10 protein-coding genes and 1 pseudogene are annotated in these 19,879 nt (G+C 57.3%); 7 read left to right on the top strand and 4 right to left on the bottom strand.

Annotated elements, in window-relative coordinates; translation table 11 throughout:
• Window positions 1-172 precede the first annotated feature (172 nt).
• Entirely contained in the window at window positions 173-1,723 is a 1,551-nt protein-coding gene (gene ppx, locus BHU62_RS15095) for an exopolyphosphatase (protein WP_073532731.1), read from the bottom strand.
• Between the two features lie 10 nt (window positions 1,724-1,733).
• Complete coding sequence (gene ppk1 / locus BHU62_RS15090) at window positions 1,734-3,797, bottom strand: polyphosphate kinase 1 (RefSeq protein WP_073532730.1); 2,064 nt, start codon at window positions 3,795-3,797, stop codon at window positions 1,734-1,736.
• A gap of 396 nt (window positions 3,798-4,193) precedes the next feature.
• On the opposite strand from ppk1, the gene BHU62_RS15085 reads away from it, so the two are divergent.
• From BHU62_RS15085 to pstB, 3 genes are read left to right on the top strand one after another with little or no spacing between them, the layout of a single operon-like run.
• Entirely contained in the window at window positions 4,194-6,365 is a 2,172-nt protein-coding gene (locus BHU62_RS15085) for an ABC transporter permease subunit (RefSeq protein WP_073532729.1), read from the top strand.
• On the top strand, window positions 6,362-8,011 hold the full coding sequence (gene pstA, locus BHU62_RS15080; RefSeq protein WP_073532728.1) for a phosphate ABC transporter permease PstA: 1,650 nt from the start codon (window positions 6,362-6,364) through the stop codon (window positions 8,009-8,011). Before BHU62_RS15085 ends, pstA begins: the two co-directional genes overlap by 4 nt.
• A gap of 28 nt (window positions 8,012-8,039) precedes the next feature.
• Window positions 8,040-8,852: a phosphate ABC transporter ATP-binding protein PstB gene (gene pstB, locus BHU62_RS15075; RefSeq protein ID WP_073532727.1), complete on the top strand. Its 813-nt coding sequence runs from the start codon at window positions 8,040-8,042 to the stop codon at window positions 8,850-8,852.
• A gap of 70 nt (window positions 8,853-8,922) precedes the next feature.
• Here the strand turns inward: pstB and BHU62_RS15070 are convergent, their stop codons facing one another.
• Entirely contained in the window at window positions 8,923-9,414 is a 492-nt protein-coding gene (locus BHU62_RS15070) for a TIR domain-containing protein (protein ID WP_073532726.1), read from the bottom strand.
• Window positions 9,411-10,865 carry an SIR2 family protein gene (locus tag BHU62_RS15065; protein WP_073532725.1) on the bottom strand — a complete coding sequence of 485 codons (1,455 nt, stop codon included), beginning with the start codon at window positions 10,863-10,865 and terminating at the stop codon, window positions 9,411-9,413. Before BHU62_RS15065 ends, BHU62_RS15070 begins: the two co-directional genes overlap by 4 nt.
• 375 nt (window positions 10,866-11,240) lie before the next feature.
• Between BHU62_RS15065 and BHU62_RS15060 the strand changes: the two genes are divergently transcribed.
• The 4 genes and pseudogenes from BHU62_RS15060 to BHU62_RS15045 form a co-directional block, all read left to right on the top strand.
• Window positions 11,241-12,908 carry a ShlB/FhaC/HecB family hemolysin secretion/activation protein gene (locus BHU62_RS15060; protein ID WP_073532724.1) on the top strand — a complete coding sequence of 556 codons (1,668 nt, stop codon included), beginning with the start codon at window positions 11,241-11,243 and terminating at the stop codon, window positions 12,906-12,908.
• Window positions 12,909-12,969: 61 nt separating this feature from the next.
• Complete coding sequence (locus tag BHU62_RS15055) at window positions 12,970-18,831, top strand: DUF637 domain-containing protein (RefSeq protein ID WP_073532723.1); 5,862 nt, start codon at window positions 12,970-12,972, stop codon at window positions 18,829-18,831.
• A gap of 11 nt (window positions 18,832-18,842) precedes the next feature.
• The gene (gene imm2, locus BHU62_RS15050) at window positions 18,843-19,208 is read left to right on the top strand and encodes an Imm2 family immunity protein (RefSeq protein ID WP_171971324.1); all 366 of its coding nucleotides are present in this window, start codon (window positions 18,843-18,845) and stop codon (window positions 19,206-19,208) included.
• A 143-nt stretch (window positions 19,209-19,351) separates the two neighbouring features.
• Window positions 19,352-19,756, top strand: a pseudogene (locus tag BHU62_RS15045) (DUF637 domain-containing protein); the annotation flags it as partial.
• Between the last annotated feature and the right edge of the window lie 123 nt (window positions 19,757-19,879).

Raw genomic sequence — 19,879 nt, 5'->3', positions numbered from 1 at the left:
GGTATGCCGGTGTCCTGTGTTATTCGCTCGAGAATTTGTAACCGGATTTTAGGCGCTGATGACAAAAGTTGTCTATTTTTTTCCGGCGCGCGGCGCGGCGTATTTGGTTTTCGTTTAGGTTGGCGACGCGACGGCGGAAAGAAAAACCCCCTGTCTGGCAGGGGGCGGGGGATCAGGCGGAGCGTTGTTCGTTCTGCGAGCCTTCTTCGTCGATCAGCAGCTTCCAGCCGACGACGTCGTTCCAGTAGGCCTGTTCGCGCTCGAAATCCAGCTGCACCAGGTTGTTCTGCGCCAGGTAGCCGGCCGGGAAGCGCAGCGTCCAGTGGTTATCGTCGGTGGTCAGGCGCAGCGTTTCCGGCGTGGTGGTCGACTGACGCTGGTTGTTGAGCAGGGTGCTCAGACGCAGCAGTTGGATCAGCGGCAGGTAGTATTTCTTCTTGAACAGGTTGAGGCGCGGCAGCTCTTCCAGCTTGATCGCCTTACGGTGGAAGCGCACCAGCGCCGCCAGCAGCAGCTGCTGTTCCTGGTTGAAACCAGGCAGGTTGGAGTTTTGCAGAATATAGGCCGAATGGCGGTGCATGCCGCTGTGGTTGATGCTCAGCCCGACTTCATGCAGCATGGCGGCCCATTTCAGCAGCGCTTCCAGCTGCGGGTGCGCCAGCTTGGTGTTCTGCGCCATCCACTGCGAGTAGAGCAGCTCGGTGGTCTCCAGCACCCGCTTGGCCTGTTCGCGGTCGATGTTGTAGTGATCGGCCAGGCTCTTGGCGGTGCGGCTGCGGATGTCCTGGTGGCGGAAACGGCCTTCCATTTCATACAGCACGCCTTCGCGCAGCGCACCGTCGGACAGGCGCAGATCGCGGATCGCCAGCGCGTCGAACACGCCGCACAGGATAGCCAGCCCCGGCACGAACACCGACTGGCGATCTTCGGACAGCCCCGGCAGGCTGAGCGCGCTGAAGTTTTTGAACTGCAGCACCTGTTCGCTGAGCATTTCCAGGCGCTCGAGGGTGATCAGACCGTCTTTTTCCCCCATTGCCACCAGCACTTCGTGGGCGGCTTTGATGGTGCCCGAGGCACCCAGGGCATACTGCCAACCCTGAATGCGGTACTGCCACGCCAGGGTTTCCAGCTTCTGCGCCGCCGCCAGCCGCGCGCGGCGGAAGTTGTTTTTGCTGATCTCGCCGCCTGGGAAGAACAGCTGGGCGAAGCTGACGCAGCCCATGCGGCGGCTTTCCGCCAGCAGCGGCTCAAAGTCTTCGCCGATCACCAGTTCGGTGGAGCCGCCGCCGATGTCGATCACCAGCTTGCGGCCTTTCTCCGGTTGCGTATGCTCCACGCCCATGAAGATCAGACGCGCCTCTTCCTGACCGGCGATGATTTCTATCGGGTAGGGGATCACTTTGGCGGCGCGTTTGAGGAACACTTCCGCGTTCACCGCCTGGCGCAAGGTGTGGGTCCCGACGATGGTGACGTTATCCGCCGGGAAGCCCTGCAGCCGCTCGGCAAACAGGGCCAGGCAGGCCAGGCCGCGTTCTATCGCCTCTTCACTGAGTACGTTGTTGCTGTCCAATCCGTCGGCGAGATGCACCCGCTGTTTTAAACGGCCCAATACCTGTAAGGCGCCGTTGACGACGCGGGCGATCACCATGTGGAAACTGTTCGACCCGAGGTCGATGGCGGCGATTTCCTGCGGTTTGTTCGTTGCAGTGTTTTTTAGCGGCATAGTTGCTGGCCTACTGTCCTGGTTGTTCCAGAGCTTTTAAATACTCGTAAATAGCCACCTGGGCACGTACTTTGCGGCGGTTGCCGCGTGGCACGTACTGGTTGCTCAGTTCTTTATCCACATAGCGGGCTTTGACCGTATCGCTGAACAGGATCTCCAGAATGTCCAGAACGCGCTGTTTCAGCGCCGGATCCAGCAGCGATACCGCCACTTCGATACGGTAATCTATGTTGCGGGTCATCCAGTCGGCGGAGGACAGATACACCCGTTTGTCACCTTTATTGTCGAAAACGTAAACCCGATCGTGTTCCAAAAAGCGATCGACGATGCTGATCACCTGAATATTGTCGCTGATCCCCGGCAGGTTGGGAATCAGGGAACACATGCCGCGCACCAGCAGGCGGATCTTCACGCCGGCGCCGGACGCGGTATATAACCGATCTACCAGCCCTTTATCCACCAGATTATTTATTTTCAACATAATGCCGGCCTGTTCCCCGGCCTGGGCGTTGGCGATTTCGTTGTCGATCAGCTCGTACAGCTTCAGGCGCGAGTTCTGCGGCGACACCATCAGGTTGTCGAAGGTGACCGGCCGGTAGGGGTTCTCGATAAAGTTGAACACCCGGCGCACCTCGTTGGTGACGCGTGCGTCGGCGGTCAGCAGCGAATAGTCGGTATAGATACGCGCGGTTTTTTCATTAAAGTTGCCGGTACCGATATGAGCATAGCGCACAATTTCATCGCCTTCACGGCGTGAAATCAGGAACAGTTTGGCGTGGATTTTCAGGCCCGGCGCCGAGAAGATCACGTGCACGCCGGCTTCGGTCAGGCGCTTCGCCCAGTGAATGTTGGCCTCTTCGTCGAAGCGCGCCTGCAGTTCGACCACCACCGTGACTTTCTTGCCGTTGTGCGCGGCGTGGATCATCGATTCGATGATGCGCGAATCTTTCGCCACGCGGTAGATGTTGATTTTGATCGCCAGCACGCTCGGATCGAACGACGCCTGGCGCAGCAGCTCCAGCACGTGCTCGAAGGTGTGGTACGGGTAGTAGAGCAGCACATCTTTTTCGCGAATGGCGTCGAAGCCGTTGCGGAAACCGTCGAACCAGATGTGGCGCAGACGCGGCAGCGGCTTGTTGACCAGGTTGCCTTTACCGACGTTCGGGAAACTGATGAAGTCCTTGAAGTTGTGATAGCGGCCGCCGGCGATCACCGAATCGTAGTTGGAGATGCCCAGCTTGCCGCGCAGCAGCTCTACCATTTCGTTCGGCATGTCGCGCTGATAAACGAAGCGCACCGGCTCGGCGGTCAGGCGTTGTTTCAGGCTGGAGGACATCAGCTCCAGCAGGCTGGATTCCATTTCGGTGACCAGATCGTACTCTGCGTCGCGGGTCATTTTCATCGAATAGGCGTTGAGCGCGTCGTAATCGAAGAAGCCCTTGAAGATATCGTCCAGGCAGTAGCGCAGAATGTTGTCCAGCAGGATCATCGGCTTGCGGCGGCGTGGCGCTTCCGGCGGCAGATTGACGAAGCGCGGCACCTTGTCGGACGGAATTTCCAGCAGCGCGTAATCGATGCGTGCGCCGCGGATGATCTCTACCGCCAGATAGGTGTAATCGTCTTTCAGGAACTGCACCAGGTTGGTGTCGTGGTTGATCAGGATCGGCGTGATGTGTTGGCGCAGATGCTGTTTGAAATATTGCCGCAGCCAGATTTGCTGGTTCTCGGACACCTGGCGTTCGTTGATCAGGAAGATCTGATTGCGCGCCATTTCCAGCAGCAGATCGTTGTACAGGCCGTCGAACTCCTGATCGGTTTTCAGCACCTTGGACTGGATCTTTTTCAGCAGATGGCGCGAAGCGCCGGCGGAGCCTTGCTCTTCGCTGATCAGGATGCGCCGTTTGAGATCGGCGAAGCGGACTTTATAGAACTCGTCGAGGTTGTTGGAGTAAATGCCCAGAAAACGCATACGTTCAATCAGGGGATTGCTCTTATCTGCGGCTTCCTGCAACACGCGCTCATTAAAGGATAACCAGCTTAGTTCTTTTTCGATGTAGAGCTTTTCCTGACCCATTGCCACTCCAGTTCAATTTTAGAATAGGATCCGGGACGCAGCGCCCGGATGCCGCTCTAGTGTCCTTCATCATTATTGCGAGAGATTGACAGGAAAGTCCAACATATCCATTGCGTTGGCGCGCGGCGTTTTTCGGTGGCAATAAATTTTCGCCGATGTGGGAAGCGCAATAGCGAAATAAATAGCATGAAATGAAGGTTAGCAGGCTTATTCTTGGCGTTATAAAGCGTGTTTGCGGTCATTTTTCAGCAATATATCAACGCCATATTGTCTGTTTGCAGTGTAAAAAACCTGAGTTGAGGTGGGTAACTTTGTCATGCAAACGTCATAAAACTGACATAAGATGCCCGGTTATCTTACGGCGCAAGCCCGATTACATCAGCGACAGCGAGACACATGGCACAGACGACGGCAAATCAACATCCCCGAGATCGCATGCGCGGGCGCATCGACCGCGGCGTGCAGGCGGCGGTGACCGTCAGCGGGCTGATGGTGCTGATGACGCTGATGCTGATCTTCGTCTATTTGCTGTTTGCGGTGCTGCCGCTGTTCAAGCCGGCCTCGCTCGGCCAGGTTCAGCCGCTGCCGATCGCGGTATCGGCCCCCGCATTGGCGCTGGGCATGGATGTGCAGCAGCGCGTCGGTTACCGCATTGACGCGCAAGGAGCGGGGCAGTTTTATCGCCTGACGCCGAAGCAGGGCGGCCAGGCTCAGGCGCCGCTGGCGCAGCAAACGCTGTTGGCTAAACCGACGCTGCTCGCGCAGGCCGCCGGGGAACGCGATTTGTTCGCCTTGGCGCAGGCCGATGGCCGACTGGTGGTGGCACGCGCAGATTTTGCGACGGCGGAAAGCGGCCGGCCGCAGTGGCTGTTCCCGCTCGGGCAGCAACCGTTGGCGCTGGATCTGCAGCGCAAACCGCTGAAACTGCTGTCGCTGGCGGACGCGCATCGCGGGCAGTATCTGCTGGCTGGGGTGACCGACGATCGGCGCCTGGTGTTCGGCCGCTTCAGCCCCGATCGGCCACCGCAGTTCAGCGAGCGGCCGCTGGAACATGATGCAGAGCAACTGGTGCTGACGCCGGATGGCCGCCAGCTTTACCTGCTGACCGGCAACCGGCTGGCGCGTTATCAGATCGACGGCGCGCAGCTGCAGCTGCGTGAAACCCGCACCCTTGGCGAACATGCCCCGTATCAGATGACGGCACTGCCCGGCGGCAGCGCGCTGCTGATCAAGGGCGTCGACGGCAATCTGCGCGAGTGGTTCGAAGTAGAAAAAGAGCAGCGCTGGCGCCTGACGCCGGTGCAGCATTTCGACCATGGCGCCGACGGGCAGGAGCTGACGGTGGCCGAACCTTACCGCCGGGTGTTCGCCACCCTGCGGCCCGACGGCGGTTTCTCGTTGTTCTCCACCATTCAACCGCAGCCGCTGCTGAACACCCGTTTGGGCGCTGAGGTGCGGCAGATGGCGTTCGCGCCGCGCGGCGACGGCCTGCTGCTGGAGAGCGCTCAGGGCTGGCAGCGCTATGCGCTCGACAACCCGTATCCAGACGTCACCTGGCGTTCGCTGTGGGGCAAGGTGTGGTATGAGAACTACCCGCAGCCGGCCTATGTCTGGCAGTCGACCTCCGGTGAAGACAGTTACCAACCCAAATTCAGCCTGATACCGGTGATCTTCGGTACCTTCAAGGCAGCGGCCTACGCGATGCTGTTCGCTATTCCGCTGGCGTTGGCCGGCGCCGTCTATACCGCTTACTTTATGACTCCGGGGCTGCGGCGGGTGATCAAACCGGCTATCGAAGTGATGGGCGCGCTGCCGACGGTGGTGATCGGGCTGGTGGCCGGCATCTGGCTGGCGCCGATCATCGAGCAGTATCTGTTGGCGGTGCTGGCGTTGCCGCTGCTGTTGGCGGCGGCAGTGCTGCTGTGCGGCGCATTGACCCATCGCTTTATGCCGCGCTGCCCGCCGGGCCTCGATCTGCTGTTCTTGCTGCCGCTGTTGGCGCTGACGGTGTGTCTGGCGTTCAGCCTGGGGCCGCGGCTGGAGCTGGCGCTGTTCGGTGAGCCGCTGCATTTCTGGCTGGGGGATGATTACGACCAGCGCAATGCGCTGGTGGTGGGCGTGGCGATGGGCTTCGCGCTGGTGCCGGTCATCTTCTCGCTGGCGGAAGACGCGTTGTTCAGCGTGCCGGCCGCCCTAAGCCAGGGCTCGCTGGCGCTGGGCGCCACCCAATGGCAGACGGTGATCAGGGTGGTGCTGCCTTCCGCCAGCGCCGGCATTTTCTCCGCGCTGATGATCGGTTTTGGCCGCGCGGTGGGGGAAACCATGATCGTGCTGATGGCCACCGGCAACACGCCGATTATCGACGGCAGCCTGTTCCAGGGGCTGCGGGCGCTGGCGGCCAATATCGCCATTGAAATGCCGGAGGCGGTCTCCGGCAGCAGCCATTATCGCGTGCTGTTCCTGACCGCGCTGGTGTTGTTTGTCTTCACCTTCGTGTTCAATACGTTGGCGGAGGCGGTACGCCTGCGGCTGCGCAAGCGCTACACGCCGAACCAGGAGGCGCCATGAAGAACTGGCTGAAGAGCGGCTCGCCGTGGATTTGGCTGACCGCCGGTTCGGTCGCTATCAGCCTGTTGGCGCTGATCGGCATCCTGTTGCTGCTGGCCGGGCAGGGGATGCGCTATTTCTGGCCGAGCCCGGTCTACCAGTTCGAGCTGAATCAGAACGGCGCCGGGCCGGTGACGGTGATCGGCGAGCTGTACCAGCAGCAAAGCATTTCGCGCCGCCAATTGACGGAAGCGGGCGTGACGCCGCCGGGCGAGGCGCAGAGCGTCGAACGCTATCTGATTAAGGTCGGCAACCGTGAGCGCGAGGGGCAGGATTTCCGCACATTGCTGGCCAGCGATATCCGCAGCCAGAGCACGCCGCGCAGCCTGCTGGTGTTGGAACGTAACAGCCACGGCACCGCCTACGGTTATCTGGCCGGCCTGTTGGAAGACGGGCAGCCGCTGACCGGCCGCAATCTGGGGCAGGCGTTGCAGCAGCGGTTGCCACAAATTGCCGCGCTCTCGCGCCAGGCGCACGATATTCAATTCCGCGATATGGCGCGCATCAATCAGCAATTTGACGCGCTGCGGCTGAGGGAAAAGCGCCTGCAGCGCGACGATAAGCTGGACGCCCGCGCGCAGGACGCCATCAAGGCCGAGCGGCTGGAGTTGCAGCGGCAGTACCAACTGTTGTCCGAACGCCTGGCAGGGCTGAACCGCGATCGCCAGCGTGACGCGCTGTTGCTGCGCGATATGCATGGCCAAACGTTGACCATTCCGCTCAGCCAGGTACGCGACGCCTGGTACCCGAACGCCATGAATACCACCGAGAAGCTGGTGCACTGGGGCGAGCAGGTGAAGAAGTTCCTCACCGACAGCCCGCGCGAGGCGAATACCGAAGGTGGGGTGTTCCCGGCTATTTTCGGCACGGTCTTGATGGTGATCCTGATGTCGATCGTGGTGATGCCGTTTGGCGTGATCGCGGCGGTGTATCTGCACGAGTATGCCGGCAACAATCTGCTGACGCGGGTGATCCGCATTGCGGTGGTCAACCTGGCCGGCGTGCCCTCGATCGTCTACGGCGTCTTCGGCCTGGGCTTCTTCGTGTACATGATTGGTGGCACGCTCGATCAGCTGTTCTATCCCGAATCCTTACCCAACCCGACCTTCGGCACGCCGGGCGTGCTTTGGGCGGCGCTGACGTTGGCGCTGTTGACGCTGCCGGTGGTGATCGTCGCCACCGAGGAAGGGCTGTCGCGCATTCCCACCTCGTTGCGGCAGGGCTCGATGGCGCTGGGCGCCAGCCGGGCCGAGACGCTGTGGCGCATCGTGCTGCCGATGGCGGCGCCGGCGATGATGACCGGACTGATTCTGGCGGTGGCGCGTGCCGCCGGGGAGACCGCGCCGCTGATGCTGGTGGGGGTGGTGAAGTCGGTGCCGGTGTTGCCGGTCGACGAAATTTTCCCGTATTTGCACCTGGAGCGGAAGTTTATGCACTTGAGCTTCCAGATCTACGATATGGCGTTCCAGAGCCCGAGCGTGGAGGCTGCGCGGCCGTTGGTGTTCGCCACCGCCTTCCTGCTGGTGACGATCGTGGTGAGTTTGAATCTGGCGGCGATGGGCATCCGCCATTCGCTGAGGGAGCGGTACCGAGCATGGTCGCAGTAACAATGACGCTATTTTTGGGGAGTGCGTAATGGGTTTGATGACGCCAGGCAGTTTGCCCCGGCTGGATGTCCAGCATCTCGACGATGAACAGACCGCGTTGGCGGTCAACGGCCTGAACCTGTTTTATGGCGACAAGCAGGTGTTGCACGATATCTCGCTGCGCATTCCGAAGCACCGGGTGACGGCCCTGATAGGCCCTTCGGGCTGCGGCAAATCAACGCTGCTGCGCTGTTTCAACCGCATGAACGATCTGGTGGACAACTGCCGCATCGAGGGCGATCTGCAGCTGAACGGTGCGGGGATCTCCGGCGCGCAGATCGACGTGGCGGCGCTGCGGCGGCGGGTGGGGATGGTGTTCCAGCGGCCAAACCCGTTCCCAAAATCGATCTATGAAAACGTAGTGTACGGCCTGCGGCTGCAGGGCGTGCGCGACCGGCGCCTGTTGGATGAAGCGGTGGAGCGTTCGTTGCGCGCCGCCGCGCTGTGGCATGAGGTGAAGGATCGGCTGCGTGAAAACGCCTTCCGTTTGTCCAGCGGCCAGCAGCAGCGTCTGGTGATCGCGCGCGCCATCGCCATCGAGCCGGAAGTATTGCTGCTCGACGAGCCAACCTCGGCGCTGGATCCGATCTCCACGCTGACCATCGAAGAGCTGATTTCCGCGCTGAAGCAGCGCTACAGCGTGGTGCTGGTGACGCACAACATGCAGCAGGCGGCGCGCGTCTCCGACTACACCGCCTTTATTCATCAAGGCCGGCTGGTGGAGTACAACGACACCGACGCCATCTTCACGTCGCCGCGCCAGCGCCGCACCGAGGATTATATTACCGGGCGGTATGGGTGAGTTGAGGTAGACTAAGAACAAACGAAAGGCTGCCGGTTCATGCAGCCTTTCGTCTTTTTTAGGGCGGTCGTCAGTAATTTTCGCGAATGCGGATCGCTTCTTCTACCCAGTCAGCCAGATTTTCTTTGATGTGGTTATAAACATTGGTGCTGGTCGAAGACGGCGGATCATAGGCTTTGGCGATAGCGGAAAGCTTTTTATCCCCCAGCTTGATGTAATCCAACGGATTTTTCCCTTTATCGGTTTGTTCGCCATCGCTGTCTTTCAGGCTATGGATATACACCACCAGCACGCCCATGCCTTTCTTCCAGGCCTCGCAGATTTCGAAGTTGATCCACTTGCGATTGGCCGTATCTTTGCCGGCGAGAATGACGGCGCAGGTGCGGTTATTCAATTGGCCTTTGATCCAATCGGCGATGGCGTTATCACCGCCTTTTTTAACCGTCTCCCAATCGTTATCCGTGGCCGGACGGTTGCCGTCCAGCGCGCCCATTGCGCGTACCTGGGCAGCGCGCCAGTTGTCCGGCTCATAATGGAAACTGTAAAAACATTTTCTGGTCATCGAGGATTATCCTTAGCAATGAGGTCGATAAGTGCCAACAGGCATTTCTTCTTTTCCGCCAGGCTGCCCGGTTCGTTAAGCTGATCCAGCAGGCTCATGGCGGCGGGATGGCGGTGATAGAGGGTATCTGTCATTTCCTCCTTGATTTTTCTGTAGATCTCGGCGGATGCACCACCGGTACAGCCGATTGGAATGCATACGCAGCCCTGTTCCGTGGCGATGTGGAACTCTTTCAATAAGCCGTCGGCTATCACGCATTCGCCATTGGCGCTACGTTTGTTGCCGAACATAAAGACGGCGATACCGCTGAGCGAAATCATGTTTTGGCGGTATTCGTGCCAAAGCGCCGGCAGCGCAATGCCGCCGCTGGCGAATTGGGGGAATGGCCGTAGCACCAGCTGGCTTTCGCTGATTTTTCCCCCGCTGTTGTAAATGGCTTCCAGGGCGCCGTTGATCACCGCCGTACCCACGCCCCAGCCGAAGCCGTTGACGATGCGGTACTGCTTGCGGATAAGCAGGCGAGTCAGACGATGTATGAACTGGATGGATTCCTCACGCGCGTGGGGGAGGTAGTGTTCGGCGCTACCGGAGATAAATACCGTGCTTTTCTTGAACTGCGTTTCGATGGCATACAGCAGGTCGGTGATTTGCCGGTAGTCATCCACCAACAGCGTTTGAATGCCGTAACGGCGCAGATCGTTGATCATCAAGGTTTGTTTGCGGCTGTTATAATCGCAAGACGCCTGATCCGCGCTGCCGCTGTCGCCGAGCTGCACCCGCCGCATGATGCAGTAGTGATTTCTTTGCCCATCGGCATACTGCGCATAGAGGCGACTCAACACATAGTGCAGGTTGGGATCTTCGAAGCTGAAGCCGATAAACAGGAATGTTTTGGCGGTAAGCTCCGCCATCAGCATATTGATAAAAGGGTGGTGTGAGCGGGAGTAGGTCTCGTATTGTTCTCGGGTGATAATCGCCTGGTTGGGGGTTCTATAATCACCATGCATTTTATATAAAACAACATCACGCTTATGAATGTTATTAGTGAGGCTTTCCGGTGTGGTTTTGACGTCGCAGACGCGATTATAACGGGCATAGGTTTTCTCAATCAGGTCGTCGTAGTTGGTGGTCCAGATCGATGATATCGGCAGCCGGGCGATGATTCGGTGGTTTTCGGTTTCTTCAGCCTGTTCGGCGAACTCGGTGATGATCTTTTGATTTATCTTATGCCGATTGCCTTTCTCATTGAGGTGATATTGTGCCAGGGAAATAAGATCGCTCTCTTTTTCAATATCCAATTCCAGCTCATAAGCTATATCTCGTATGAGCTCTTTCCAACTGACGAAGCCAGCGGGAATGGACAGCCCGGCGCCGGCGAACAGCGCGGCGCTGTCGGCCTTAATATCATTAACGTAATCACGAATAAATAATTCTATATCACGAGTTAACATAAGGGCATTCCTGATATTGTCTGGATTTCTTTATTGGTTGGCTATGTATTATTCTTTTTATGAATGTTTTAATTGGTTAAACATCACATTAAGGCGGTCGGGTAACTTTGTAAACTTCATTTGTTTATTTTTATTGATATCGAGCGTGTTATTTTATAATTGAATTTATTTTTCTTGAGTATTTGTTTTTTTAATTTTTATATTAATTATATCCACATTGGCAATTCGGCGGCAGGCTGAATGAAATATACCCATGCCATTTATTCACGTTGTGACATCGATCAAATAAAAACAATTCTCATTATCATTGAGTGGTGGCGCAAAATGTATATACTTCGACAAGATGTGTAATATAACGTAAATTGATGTATTTGAATGTGTGCATGGAAGCTCGGAACTTGGCCTGTGCTTTTGGCGTTTTGCGGCTCGGCGTGGTGTGCGGAAATCACCAGCCCTGCCGATCGCGACAGCATTGCCCAACAGCAGAAAACGTTGCTGGAACAGGCGCAGCAACAACGCGAGGCGCTGCAAAATAACGTTGAACTGCCGGCGTTACCGATGCCAGTGCCGGCCGCCGCCGGAGCGGTTTGCCAGCCGGTGCGGCAGATTGTATTTGAGGGCGCCGAGCATCTTTCCTGGTCGGTGAAAGAAAGTCTGACACGCCCGTATCAGGGGCGCTGTCTGACGCTGGAGCATATCAATCGCCTGGTGCGCGAAACCACCAATGCTTATCTGCAACGCGGCTATATCACCTCACAGGCCTGGCTGCAGGAGCAAGATATCTCCCGCGGCGTGTTGATCGTCAGCGCCAGTGAAGGGCGGATCGAGTCCATCACGCAGAACGGCGAGCAGACGATGGCGCTGAAGATGGCGTTCCCCGGTCTGGTTGGCGACGTATTGAACCTGCGCGATATCGAGCAGGGCATGGAGCAACTCAACCGCCTGCCGTCGCAACAGGTGACTATCGATATTCAACCCGGCAAGCAACCCGGTTTTTCCAACGTGGTTTTGCTGCGTGGCGCCAGGCGCGCACCGGTTTCTTTCTCTTTCGGCGCCGATAACAGCGGCCAGAAAAGTACCGGCACCGGGCAGATGAACGCAGCCTTCACGCTGGATAATCCACTGCGCCTGGCGGATCAGTGGTCACTTTCCGCAGCGCGCAATAACGATTTCAGCCATCGACACCGCAGCCGCAGCCTGAACGGTGGCGTCACCTTACCCTACGGTTATTGGCTGTTCAGCTACCAGTACGCCTGGAACGATTTTTTCCAGCAGGTACCGTTCAGCGGCGCCGCTTACCGCTATCAGGGTAACAACCAGACCCAGCGTCTGGGCGCCAACCGCACGTTGCTGCGGGATGGAAAACGCAAGCTGGCCGTCGATATCGGGCTGGCGCGGCGCACCACGGAAAATAAGCTGGCGGGTGAACGGCTGGGCGTCAGCAGTCCGACGCTCAGCATCGCCAGCCTGGGCCTTAATTACAGTGCGGCCGCGGGCGGCGGCTATATGACGCTGAACCCGACGGTAAGCCGCGGGTTGCACATGTGGGGTGCCCGCGCCGACGATCCGCAACGCGACGGGGCGCCGCGCAGCGAGTTCCGCAAGCTCGGTCTCAGCACCAGCTATTTCTATCCGCTCGCACCTTCTCTCTACTACCTGACCTCGGCCTATGGGCAAACCAGCGCAGACAACCTGTATGCCGGCGAGCGCATTTCCGTTGGTGGGCAGTACTCGGTGCGCGGCTTCAAGGAACAGTATCTGACCGGCAATCGCGGCGCGTACTGGCGCAATGAACTCAACTGGCAATGGCAGACCTTGCCGGGGTTGGGGGACATTTCTTTGACCGGCGCGTTAGACGCCGGTTGGTTGCAGGGGCGCACCGGGCAGATCGACGGCGGCAACGTCGCCGGCGCGGCGCTGGGCGCGACATTAAGCGGCCGCTGGTTCAATCAGGCGCTCACCGTCGGTAAACCGCTGACGCATCCAGGCAGCCTGCAACCGGATCGTTGGGTGGCCTACTGGCAAGCCACCGTCACGTTATAACGCCAGCACACAGCAGGAGCGTCCCGGCGCTCTAAAACGACATCCTTTCGAAGGAATGAATATGGATAAGTTCAACCATCCGCTGGCGCGGGGCGCCAGCTATTTGCTGATCTACCTGACGGCTTTCCAGCCGTTGCACCCGGCGTTCGCCGCCGGTATCACCGCCGCCAACGGCAACACTCAGGTGGTTATCAAACCGGGCAACGTGCCGGTAGTGAATATCGCCACGCCGAACGGCGCGGGGATCTCCCATAACACCTATAAAGATTTCAACGTTGGCGCACCCGGGGCGGTGTTGAACAACGCCACTCGAGGGGGGAAAACCCAACTTGGTGTCGATATTGTCAATGGCAATCCCAACCTGAAGGGCAAACCGGCCGAACTCATCATCAATGAGGTGAGCGGCGGTAGCCGTTCCGAGCTGCAGGGCAAGCTCGAGGTGTTCGGCAACAAGGCCAACGTCATGATCGCCAACCCGAATGGCATCACCTGCAACGGTTGCGGTTTTATCAACGCGCCGGGCGTGACGCTGACCACCGGCAAACCGCAGTTCGACAAGCAGGGCGCCCTGGAAGCGCTGGAGGTGAAAAAAGGCGGCGTCACCATCGGCGGTAAAGGGTTGGACGGCAGCGGCGCAGACTACGTCGATATCATCAGCCGCGCCACCGAGCTGAACGGCAAGATCAATGCCAAAAACCTGTCGCTGACCCAAGGCGCCAACCGCATCAGCTTCAAGGACGGCAGCATCAAATCGATCGCCGGCGAAGGTGCCAAGCCGGTGCTGGCGGTGGACACCAAGGCGTTGGGCGGCATGTACGCCAACAAGATCCGCCTGGTGGCCACCGAGAATGGGGTGGGGGTGAACCTCAACGACCTGCTGGGGAAGCAACGCGATATTACGCTATCCGTGAAGGGTAAAATAACCCTGGGTAATATGCATGCGCAAACCGATTTGAATGTCAGCGGGCAGGCTATTCAAACGCTGCCTCGCTCAAGCCTGCGTGCTGAACGTGACGTTACGCTCGCCGCCGCAACGATAGAAAATAATGACGCCAATATCGCGGCGGGAAATGATATCCGCCTCTTCGGTGATGCCGTGCGCAACGTGGGTACTTTTTACGCCAATATTCACGCCAACAAAAACTTGTGGATACAGAAGGATGCACAGGGGAATAAGGCGACTCGGGTAGAAAACCGCTCCGCTCGAATTCAAACCAACAGCGGCGATTTGGTGATTCGCACGGAGAGTTTGAACAATGTCAGGCAAGCTGTTCAAGCCGTTTGGAAAAGTACTCCCGGTAACTCCAAAGCGTTCAATAAATCCTTGGTGGGAAGTTATTACGACTCACGGCAAGGTGTTGACGCTATTGTACTGCTGGAACCTGAACTGAAGGACTTTGGCATCGGCAGTTGGTTTGGCGAAATCAACCTAGCAAAAAACGACAAGGTTAATGTGGGGCGCGACGAGTATCTCTTGGTGAAATCGCAGGCGCCGGGGGTGATAAATTCAGGCAACAACGCTTATATCAACGCGACAACGTTATGGAACGATCAGTCGAATATCAGCGCGGCCAAAGACCTGATCCTGACGGGGAATAATTTTACCGTAAAGAGCATTCAACTCGGTCAGAAAGATCGGTACTGGCGCCTGGGAACGAACACGTTTGGCGTTGGGGAGTTTGCCCGTGACGAAGATGCGCCTCCCGGAGATTGGGATCTGCTGTATGTCACGGAAAAAGCCCCTTATACCAAGCAGCAGGAGCTTGTTGTCTGGCAAGCAAAGGGGCAGCAGAAATCATCGATTACCGCCGGCAATAATCTCACTGCGGATTTTAAAAATAAGATAGAAATCAGTACGCCGACGCCTCATGAAAATCAGCTAAATGAAGTGCTCACCTCCGGCAGACCAGAGTCGCTTAAGGCGCGGAACGTTCTGCTGCATGCCAAGAACATCGTCAATACCGACGCGATTCGTGCCGACGGCAATATCACCGCGATTGCCGAAGATCGGATTGTTCTTGGGCAAGGCATTTTGGCCGCCGGGAAAGAGCTGTCTCTGACGGCGGTTAATGCCATCGATGCCTGGCAGAGTGAGCTGAAAGGGCAGGACGTCACGCTACATGCCAAAAACGGTGAGATAAAGATCCATTCCAGCGAGAAACCTCACTACTTCCGCCCTGACGGTTCGCGCTGGTTGGGAAGCCTTGAGGCTTCACGCGATTTATCCCTCACGGCAGGCGGCACCATGACGTTGCTGAATACGCTGTTGGCACCGCAAAGCCGCAACATTGCCATGACGGCTAACGGCAGCATTGCAATCGTAAAAAACAGCGCGCTGTTGGGAATGTCGTTATTGTGGGGGCCCGTTCCTCAGGCGACACAGCAGGAATACTTCAACCAGCTGTTGGCCAGCGGCCAAATAAGGGCGACAGGATCGGTGCTGCTCAATAGCGGTGGTTATCTGGCGTTGCGCGGCGCCAAAATTAACGCGGACAAGGACGTGACGCTGTTGGCCGGCCATAACGCCGATCTGAATTACCGCGAACTCGATGGTCGATTCAATTATCTCTTTCCAACGTCGCGCACGCCTGAACTGGGTAGCCGGGTACACGCCGGCGGTAATCTGCTGATTAACTCGGCCCGCGACATCGGCACCCAGGGTGGCGCGCTTTCCGCTAACGGCAATATCACGCTGCTGGCCGGGCAAAATATGTGGCTAGCGGCGTTGGGTTATTCCGCCATTGACGCTGCCAATGACAACAACAAAGACGACCGCCATGTGGTCACCACCCTCAATGCAGGCAAAAATTTGACGGCGGCGGCCAACAACCAACTGCTGACCTACGGTGCCAGACTCACCTCAGGCGGTAATATGACGCTCACCTCCGGTGGCGACATGCGCTTTGAGGCAGTGCAGAACCACACCTACCGCGAGGGCGGCAACGAGTTCACCGAAACCCGGACTCAGCAGGGCACCGAGCTGAACGCCGGCGGCATGATGACGGTGATAGCCGGCGGCAGCCTCCTGTTCCAGGCCACCAAACTGGCGGTCAAGGGGTTGGGGGCCAACTGGAAGCCGCCGGTGGCGGTGACGGACTGGGGCAGTCGTATTGCGGCGGCAGAGCAGGCAGTAAATGCGGCGCAGCAACGCATACAGCAGGCGGTAAACGATAAAAACCAGGCAGAGCAGTTAGTGGGGGCAAAACAGGCTGAAGTGCCCAAACGGCAGGCCGAGTTGGACAAATTCCGCCAACAGCTCAAAAACATCGGTAATCAAGGGTTCCCCGGCAGTCAGAATATTAAAGACCATCTGAGACGGGAAATCGCAGGTCGCGAGACGGCGCTGACACAGGCACAAAACGAGGTGAATCAGGCCGTCAATCAGGTTAGTCAGGCGCAGCAGCGTATCGAACAGTCTCAGCGAGAAAAAGGTGAAACGGAGCGTAGTCTTGCCGCCCTCCGCCAGGAAGCCCAAAGCAAATGCATTGACGAAGCCAAACAAAAAGCCCAAGTCGACGCCCACAACCAGGCTGAAACCATGCGTGCCGGCAATATGGATATCGCCGCCAAGGGCGGCTATCTCTATGCTCAGGCGATGGAAGAGTCCAGCCATTACGAGAAAAAGGAAACCAAACGCAAGTGGTGGGGCAAGAAAACCGAGGTTAAGCAGACCCGCCATGATGTGACCAATAAGGTTACCGAGTTTACCGCCGCCGGCAATATCACGCTGATGAGCCGCGACGACAGCACCTATGAAGCCAGCAAAATCGCCGCCGGGCAAAACGCGCGCCTGACCAGCTCCCGTGGCCTGGTTAACTTCCGTGCGGTGAAAAACACCTCTTTCGAACAAACTATCAGCAATTCGAAAGGCTTCTTTATCAAGCAGGCCAACAAAGGGTACGAAGACAATAAGTGGGTGCTGCCGAGCATCCATACCGGCGGCGTCTTGACCGTGGAGGCCGCCAAGGGTGTCAGCGCCGATGTGAAGGTGAAAAACGGCCAGGCGCTGCAAAGCGCCATCGACGCGCTGGGTAATACGCCGGGCACCACCTGGGTCAAAGGCCTGAACAAGCGCAACGACGTGCAGTGGAACAAGGTCAAGGATGCCTATGACAGCTGGGACTACAAGAGCCAGCACCTGAACCCGGCGGTGGCGGCGGTGATCGCCATCGCGGCAGCGGCGGTGACCGCCGGCAGTTCACTGGCGGCCACGGCGGCTTCCAGCGTTTCCGGCGCCGTGGGAGGGGGGGCAGTAACCAGCGGCGCGGTCACGGCCGGGATGTCTTCGCTGGCCTCTCAGGCGGCGGTGGCGCTAGTGGAAAACCAAGGTAACCTGTCGAAAACCCTGCAGGCGCTGGGCCGCAATGAAAACGTCAAGGCGACCGCCACGGCGATGGCGATCGGCGGTGCGCTCAACGGCTTCGACAGCGTGATGGGCTGGAGCAAAGACGCGGCGGGCAAACCGCTGAACCCGAACAATGTCAAGCTGCCGCAGCTGAGCAACCAGGACTGGAGCAAAGTGGCGCAGCGGGTGGCCGGGCAATCGGTCATCAGCTCCAGCCTGAATACCGCCATTAACGGCGGCAGCTTCAAGGACAACCTGACCAATGCGCTGCTGGCGAACATCGGCAGCCAGGTTCAGGCCGAGGGCGCCAACCTGATCGGGGATAACGGCGAAGTTCTGGGTGCGGCCGGGAAGTCAGTCAGCCATGCGGTTCTGGCGGGCGTGGCCGCGGAGATCGGGCGCGGCGACGGTAAAGGGGCTGCTGCCGGGGCGCTGGCAGCGGAGCTGGCCGGGGTGATCATCAATGATAATCTGGTCAGAAGTGAAGGCTGGCAAGAGCGTCAGGCTCAAATCAGCCGCGTAGCGGGCGCCTTTGCAGGGGCCATCGTAACCGCCAAAGCCGCAGGTGCCACCAGCGGTGCAAATGCGGGTGAGTTTGTTGAGCGTTTCAATCGGCAGCTGCACCAGGAAGAACTCAACGCCATTAAAGAGTTGGCTAAGGGTGACAAGGAAAAAGAAGCGCGTCTGATGGCGGCTTCATGCCGAAAAGTAGCTTGCACCACGCAAGAGGCGTTGAACTCAGACGAACGCAAGCAGTTTGAAGCCCTGATGAATAAGTACCCGTCAACGCGGGATGAAGATGGCCTTATTGCCAACTACTGGGTACAAAAAGAGCGTCAGCGATTCGGCAACTATCCGGCGTTTGCCGGCTATGACAGCGAAAAGTTATTCACGTATGATTTGGGCGACCAGATAACCGACGGCCAGCTGTTTGCACGCAACCAGCAGATAGAACAAATCAGCAAGTTGACCGGTTGGTCGCCGGACTGGGTGAATGCCTCGGTGATGGCGGTCTCTATCGCCAGTACGTTTGCCGGTATGGGTAAAGCGAACGTCGGCAACCAATACCTGTCATCCAAACTGGTAGGGCCAACCAGTGCCTGGAAAGGGTATCTGGTCAATGAGAAGACGGTTCAGCAGGCGGCTGCATTCAAAAACCAGGTTACAGAACTGAGGGCTGGTCTACCATCAGACTGGAAACGTGGTGGCAACGTTGCCGTGGCCAATATTGATATATCTGGAATGCCAAAAACACTTGCGGGTCACAATCTCATAAATGTTGAAGGGAAAGGTTTTGTTGGAAAGGGAAAAGAAAATTTCAAATATGAGACTTTGCTTACTGATGATGGTAGACCAGTACCAAGACGTATAGACTCTGAATATAAAATATTGGATAACTTAGCTGATAAATTAGGAAGTAATTATTCTGCTAAAGGTTCTGTTACTATTTTTACCGAAAAACCTGCCTGCGACAGTTGCTTGGGCGTTGTTAAACAATTCGAGAGTAGGTACCCTGGGGTGAAAATTGACGTTTTGGACAATAACGGAGTGCGTTTGATTCCGGGAAGAGGTAAATAACAATGAGTGTGATGAGTTATGATGAGATAAGAAGTAGCTTTGCCCATTCAAGTTACGTTTATTGCAGGGAGATAATTGACCTGTTGAAAGATGGGGGTAACCATGGGGTTTGTGATACATCTGATCAGGCGTTTGCGTATGAGTCATTAGAAGGTTCGTTTGAAGAACCTATAGAATGTCTCATGCTTGAGCTAGTGACGCTCATCTTTATGGCTGGTCGATGTAGTGATAAAACAGTAAAGTTCCACACAGATATCATATTAAAAATTTTATCCGAAAATGATTTATTCGAAATTCTTAAGGATGTAACTGAAGATGACAAAAACGAAATTTTAAACGATCTTCGATTGCTTGGCTTGATCGATAAGCCTGAATAAAAGGATGCTCGTGTGGATTGATGTGTTTTGTCTATCGTCTGGATCCATGATAGCGGCTATGAAGATTGGACCTGACCCACACACAGAAACGGCTCTTTGGAGCCGTTTTCTCTTGATGTTGTATCCCATATAAACGCCGATAGGACGCGGCGGGCAAACCGCTCAATCCAAACAACGTCAAACTGCCGCAGCTGAGCAACGGCGACTGGAGCAAAGTGGCGCAGCGGGTGGCCGGGCAATCGGTCATCAGCTCCAGCCTGAATACCGCCATTAACGGCGGCAGCTTCAAAGACAACCTGACCAATGCGCTGCTGGCGAACATCGGCAGCCAGGTTCAGGCCGAGGGCGCCAACCTGATTGGGGATAACGGCGAAGTTCTGGGTGCGGCCGGGAAGTCAGTCAGCCATGCGGTTCTGGCGGGCGTGGCCGCGGAGATCGGGCGCGGCGACGGTAAAGGGGCTGCTGCCGGGGCGCTGGCAGCGGAGCTGGCCGGGGTGATATTGGGCGACAATATCATCAAGCCGGAGGAGTGGCAGAAGAAAACTGCATCCACAAACTGTTCAATATATAGAAAAACAGTTAGGGGGTAAAATAGGGGAGTTCACTAAGTTATGTAACATTAAAGCAGGCGCGTGCGCAGAGGTAAATGCAGCAGATAAGCTTATTCGCCA

The sequence above is a fragment of the Serratia marcescens genome, from assembly GCF_001902635.1.
Lineage (GTDB): Bacteria > Pseudomonadota > Gammaproteobacteria > Enterobacterales > Enterobacteriaceae > Serratia > Serratia marcescens_F.
This window is presented reverse-complemented; position numbering and strand designations above follow the sequence as displayed.

Excerpts from the sequence above, each read along its gene's own strand:
- BHU62_RS15085 (WP_073532729.1), top strand. The coding sequence starts at position 4,194 with ATGGCACAGACGACGGCAAATCAACATCCCCGAGATCGCATGCGCGGG.
- BHU62_RS15065 (WP_073532725.1), bottom strand. The coding sequence starts at position 10,865 with ATGTTAACTCGTGATATAGAATTATTTATTCGTGATTACGTTAATGAT.
- imm2 (WP_171971324.1), top strand. The coding sequence starts at position 18,843 with ATGAGTTATGATGAGATAAGAAGTAGCTTTGCCCATTCAAGTTACGTT.
- BHU62_RS15055 (WP_073532723.1), top strand. The coding sequence starts at position 12,970 with ATGGATAAGTTCAACCATCCGCTGGCGCGGGGCGCCAGCTATTTGCTG.
- ppk1 (WP_073532730.1), bottom strand. The coding sequence starts at position 3,797 with ATGGGTCAGGAAAAGCTCTACATCGAAAAAGAACTAAGCTGGTTATCC.
- BHU62_RS15070 (WP_073532726.1), bottom strand. The coding sequence starts at position 9,414 with ATGACCAGAAAATGTTTTTACAGTTTCCATTATGAGCCGGACAACTGG.
- BHU62_RS15060 (WP_073532724.1), top strand. The coding sequence starts at position 11,241 with ATGTGTGCATGGAAGCTCGGAACTTGGCCTGTGCTTTTGGCGTTTTGC.
- ppx (WP_073532731.1), bottom strand. The coding sequence starts at position 1,723 with ATGCCGCTAAAAAACACTGCAACGAACAAACCGCAGGAAATCGCCGCC.
- pstB (WP_073532727.1), top strand. The coding sequence starts at position 8,040 with ATGGGTTTGATGACGCCAGGCAGTTTGCCCCGGCTGGATGTCCAGCAT.
- pstA (WP_073532728.1), top strand. The coding sequence starts at position 6,362 with ATGAAGAACTGGCTGAAGAGCGGCTCGCCGTGGATTTGGCTGACCGCC.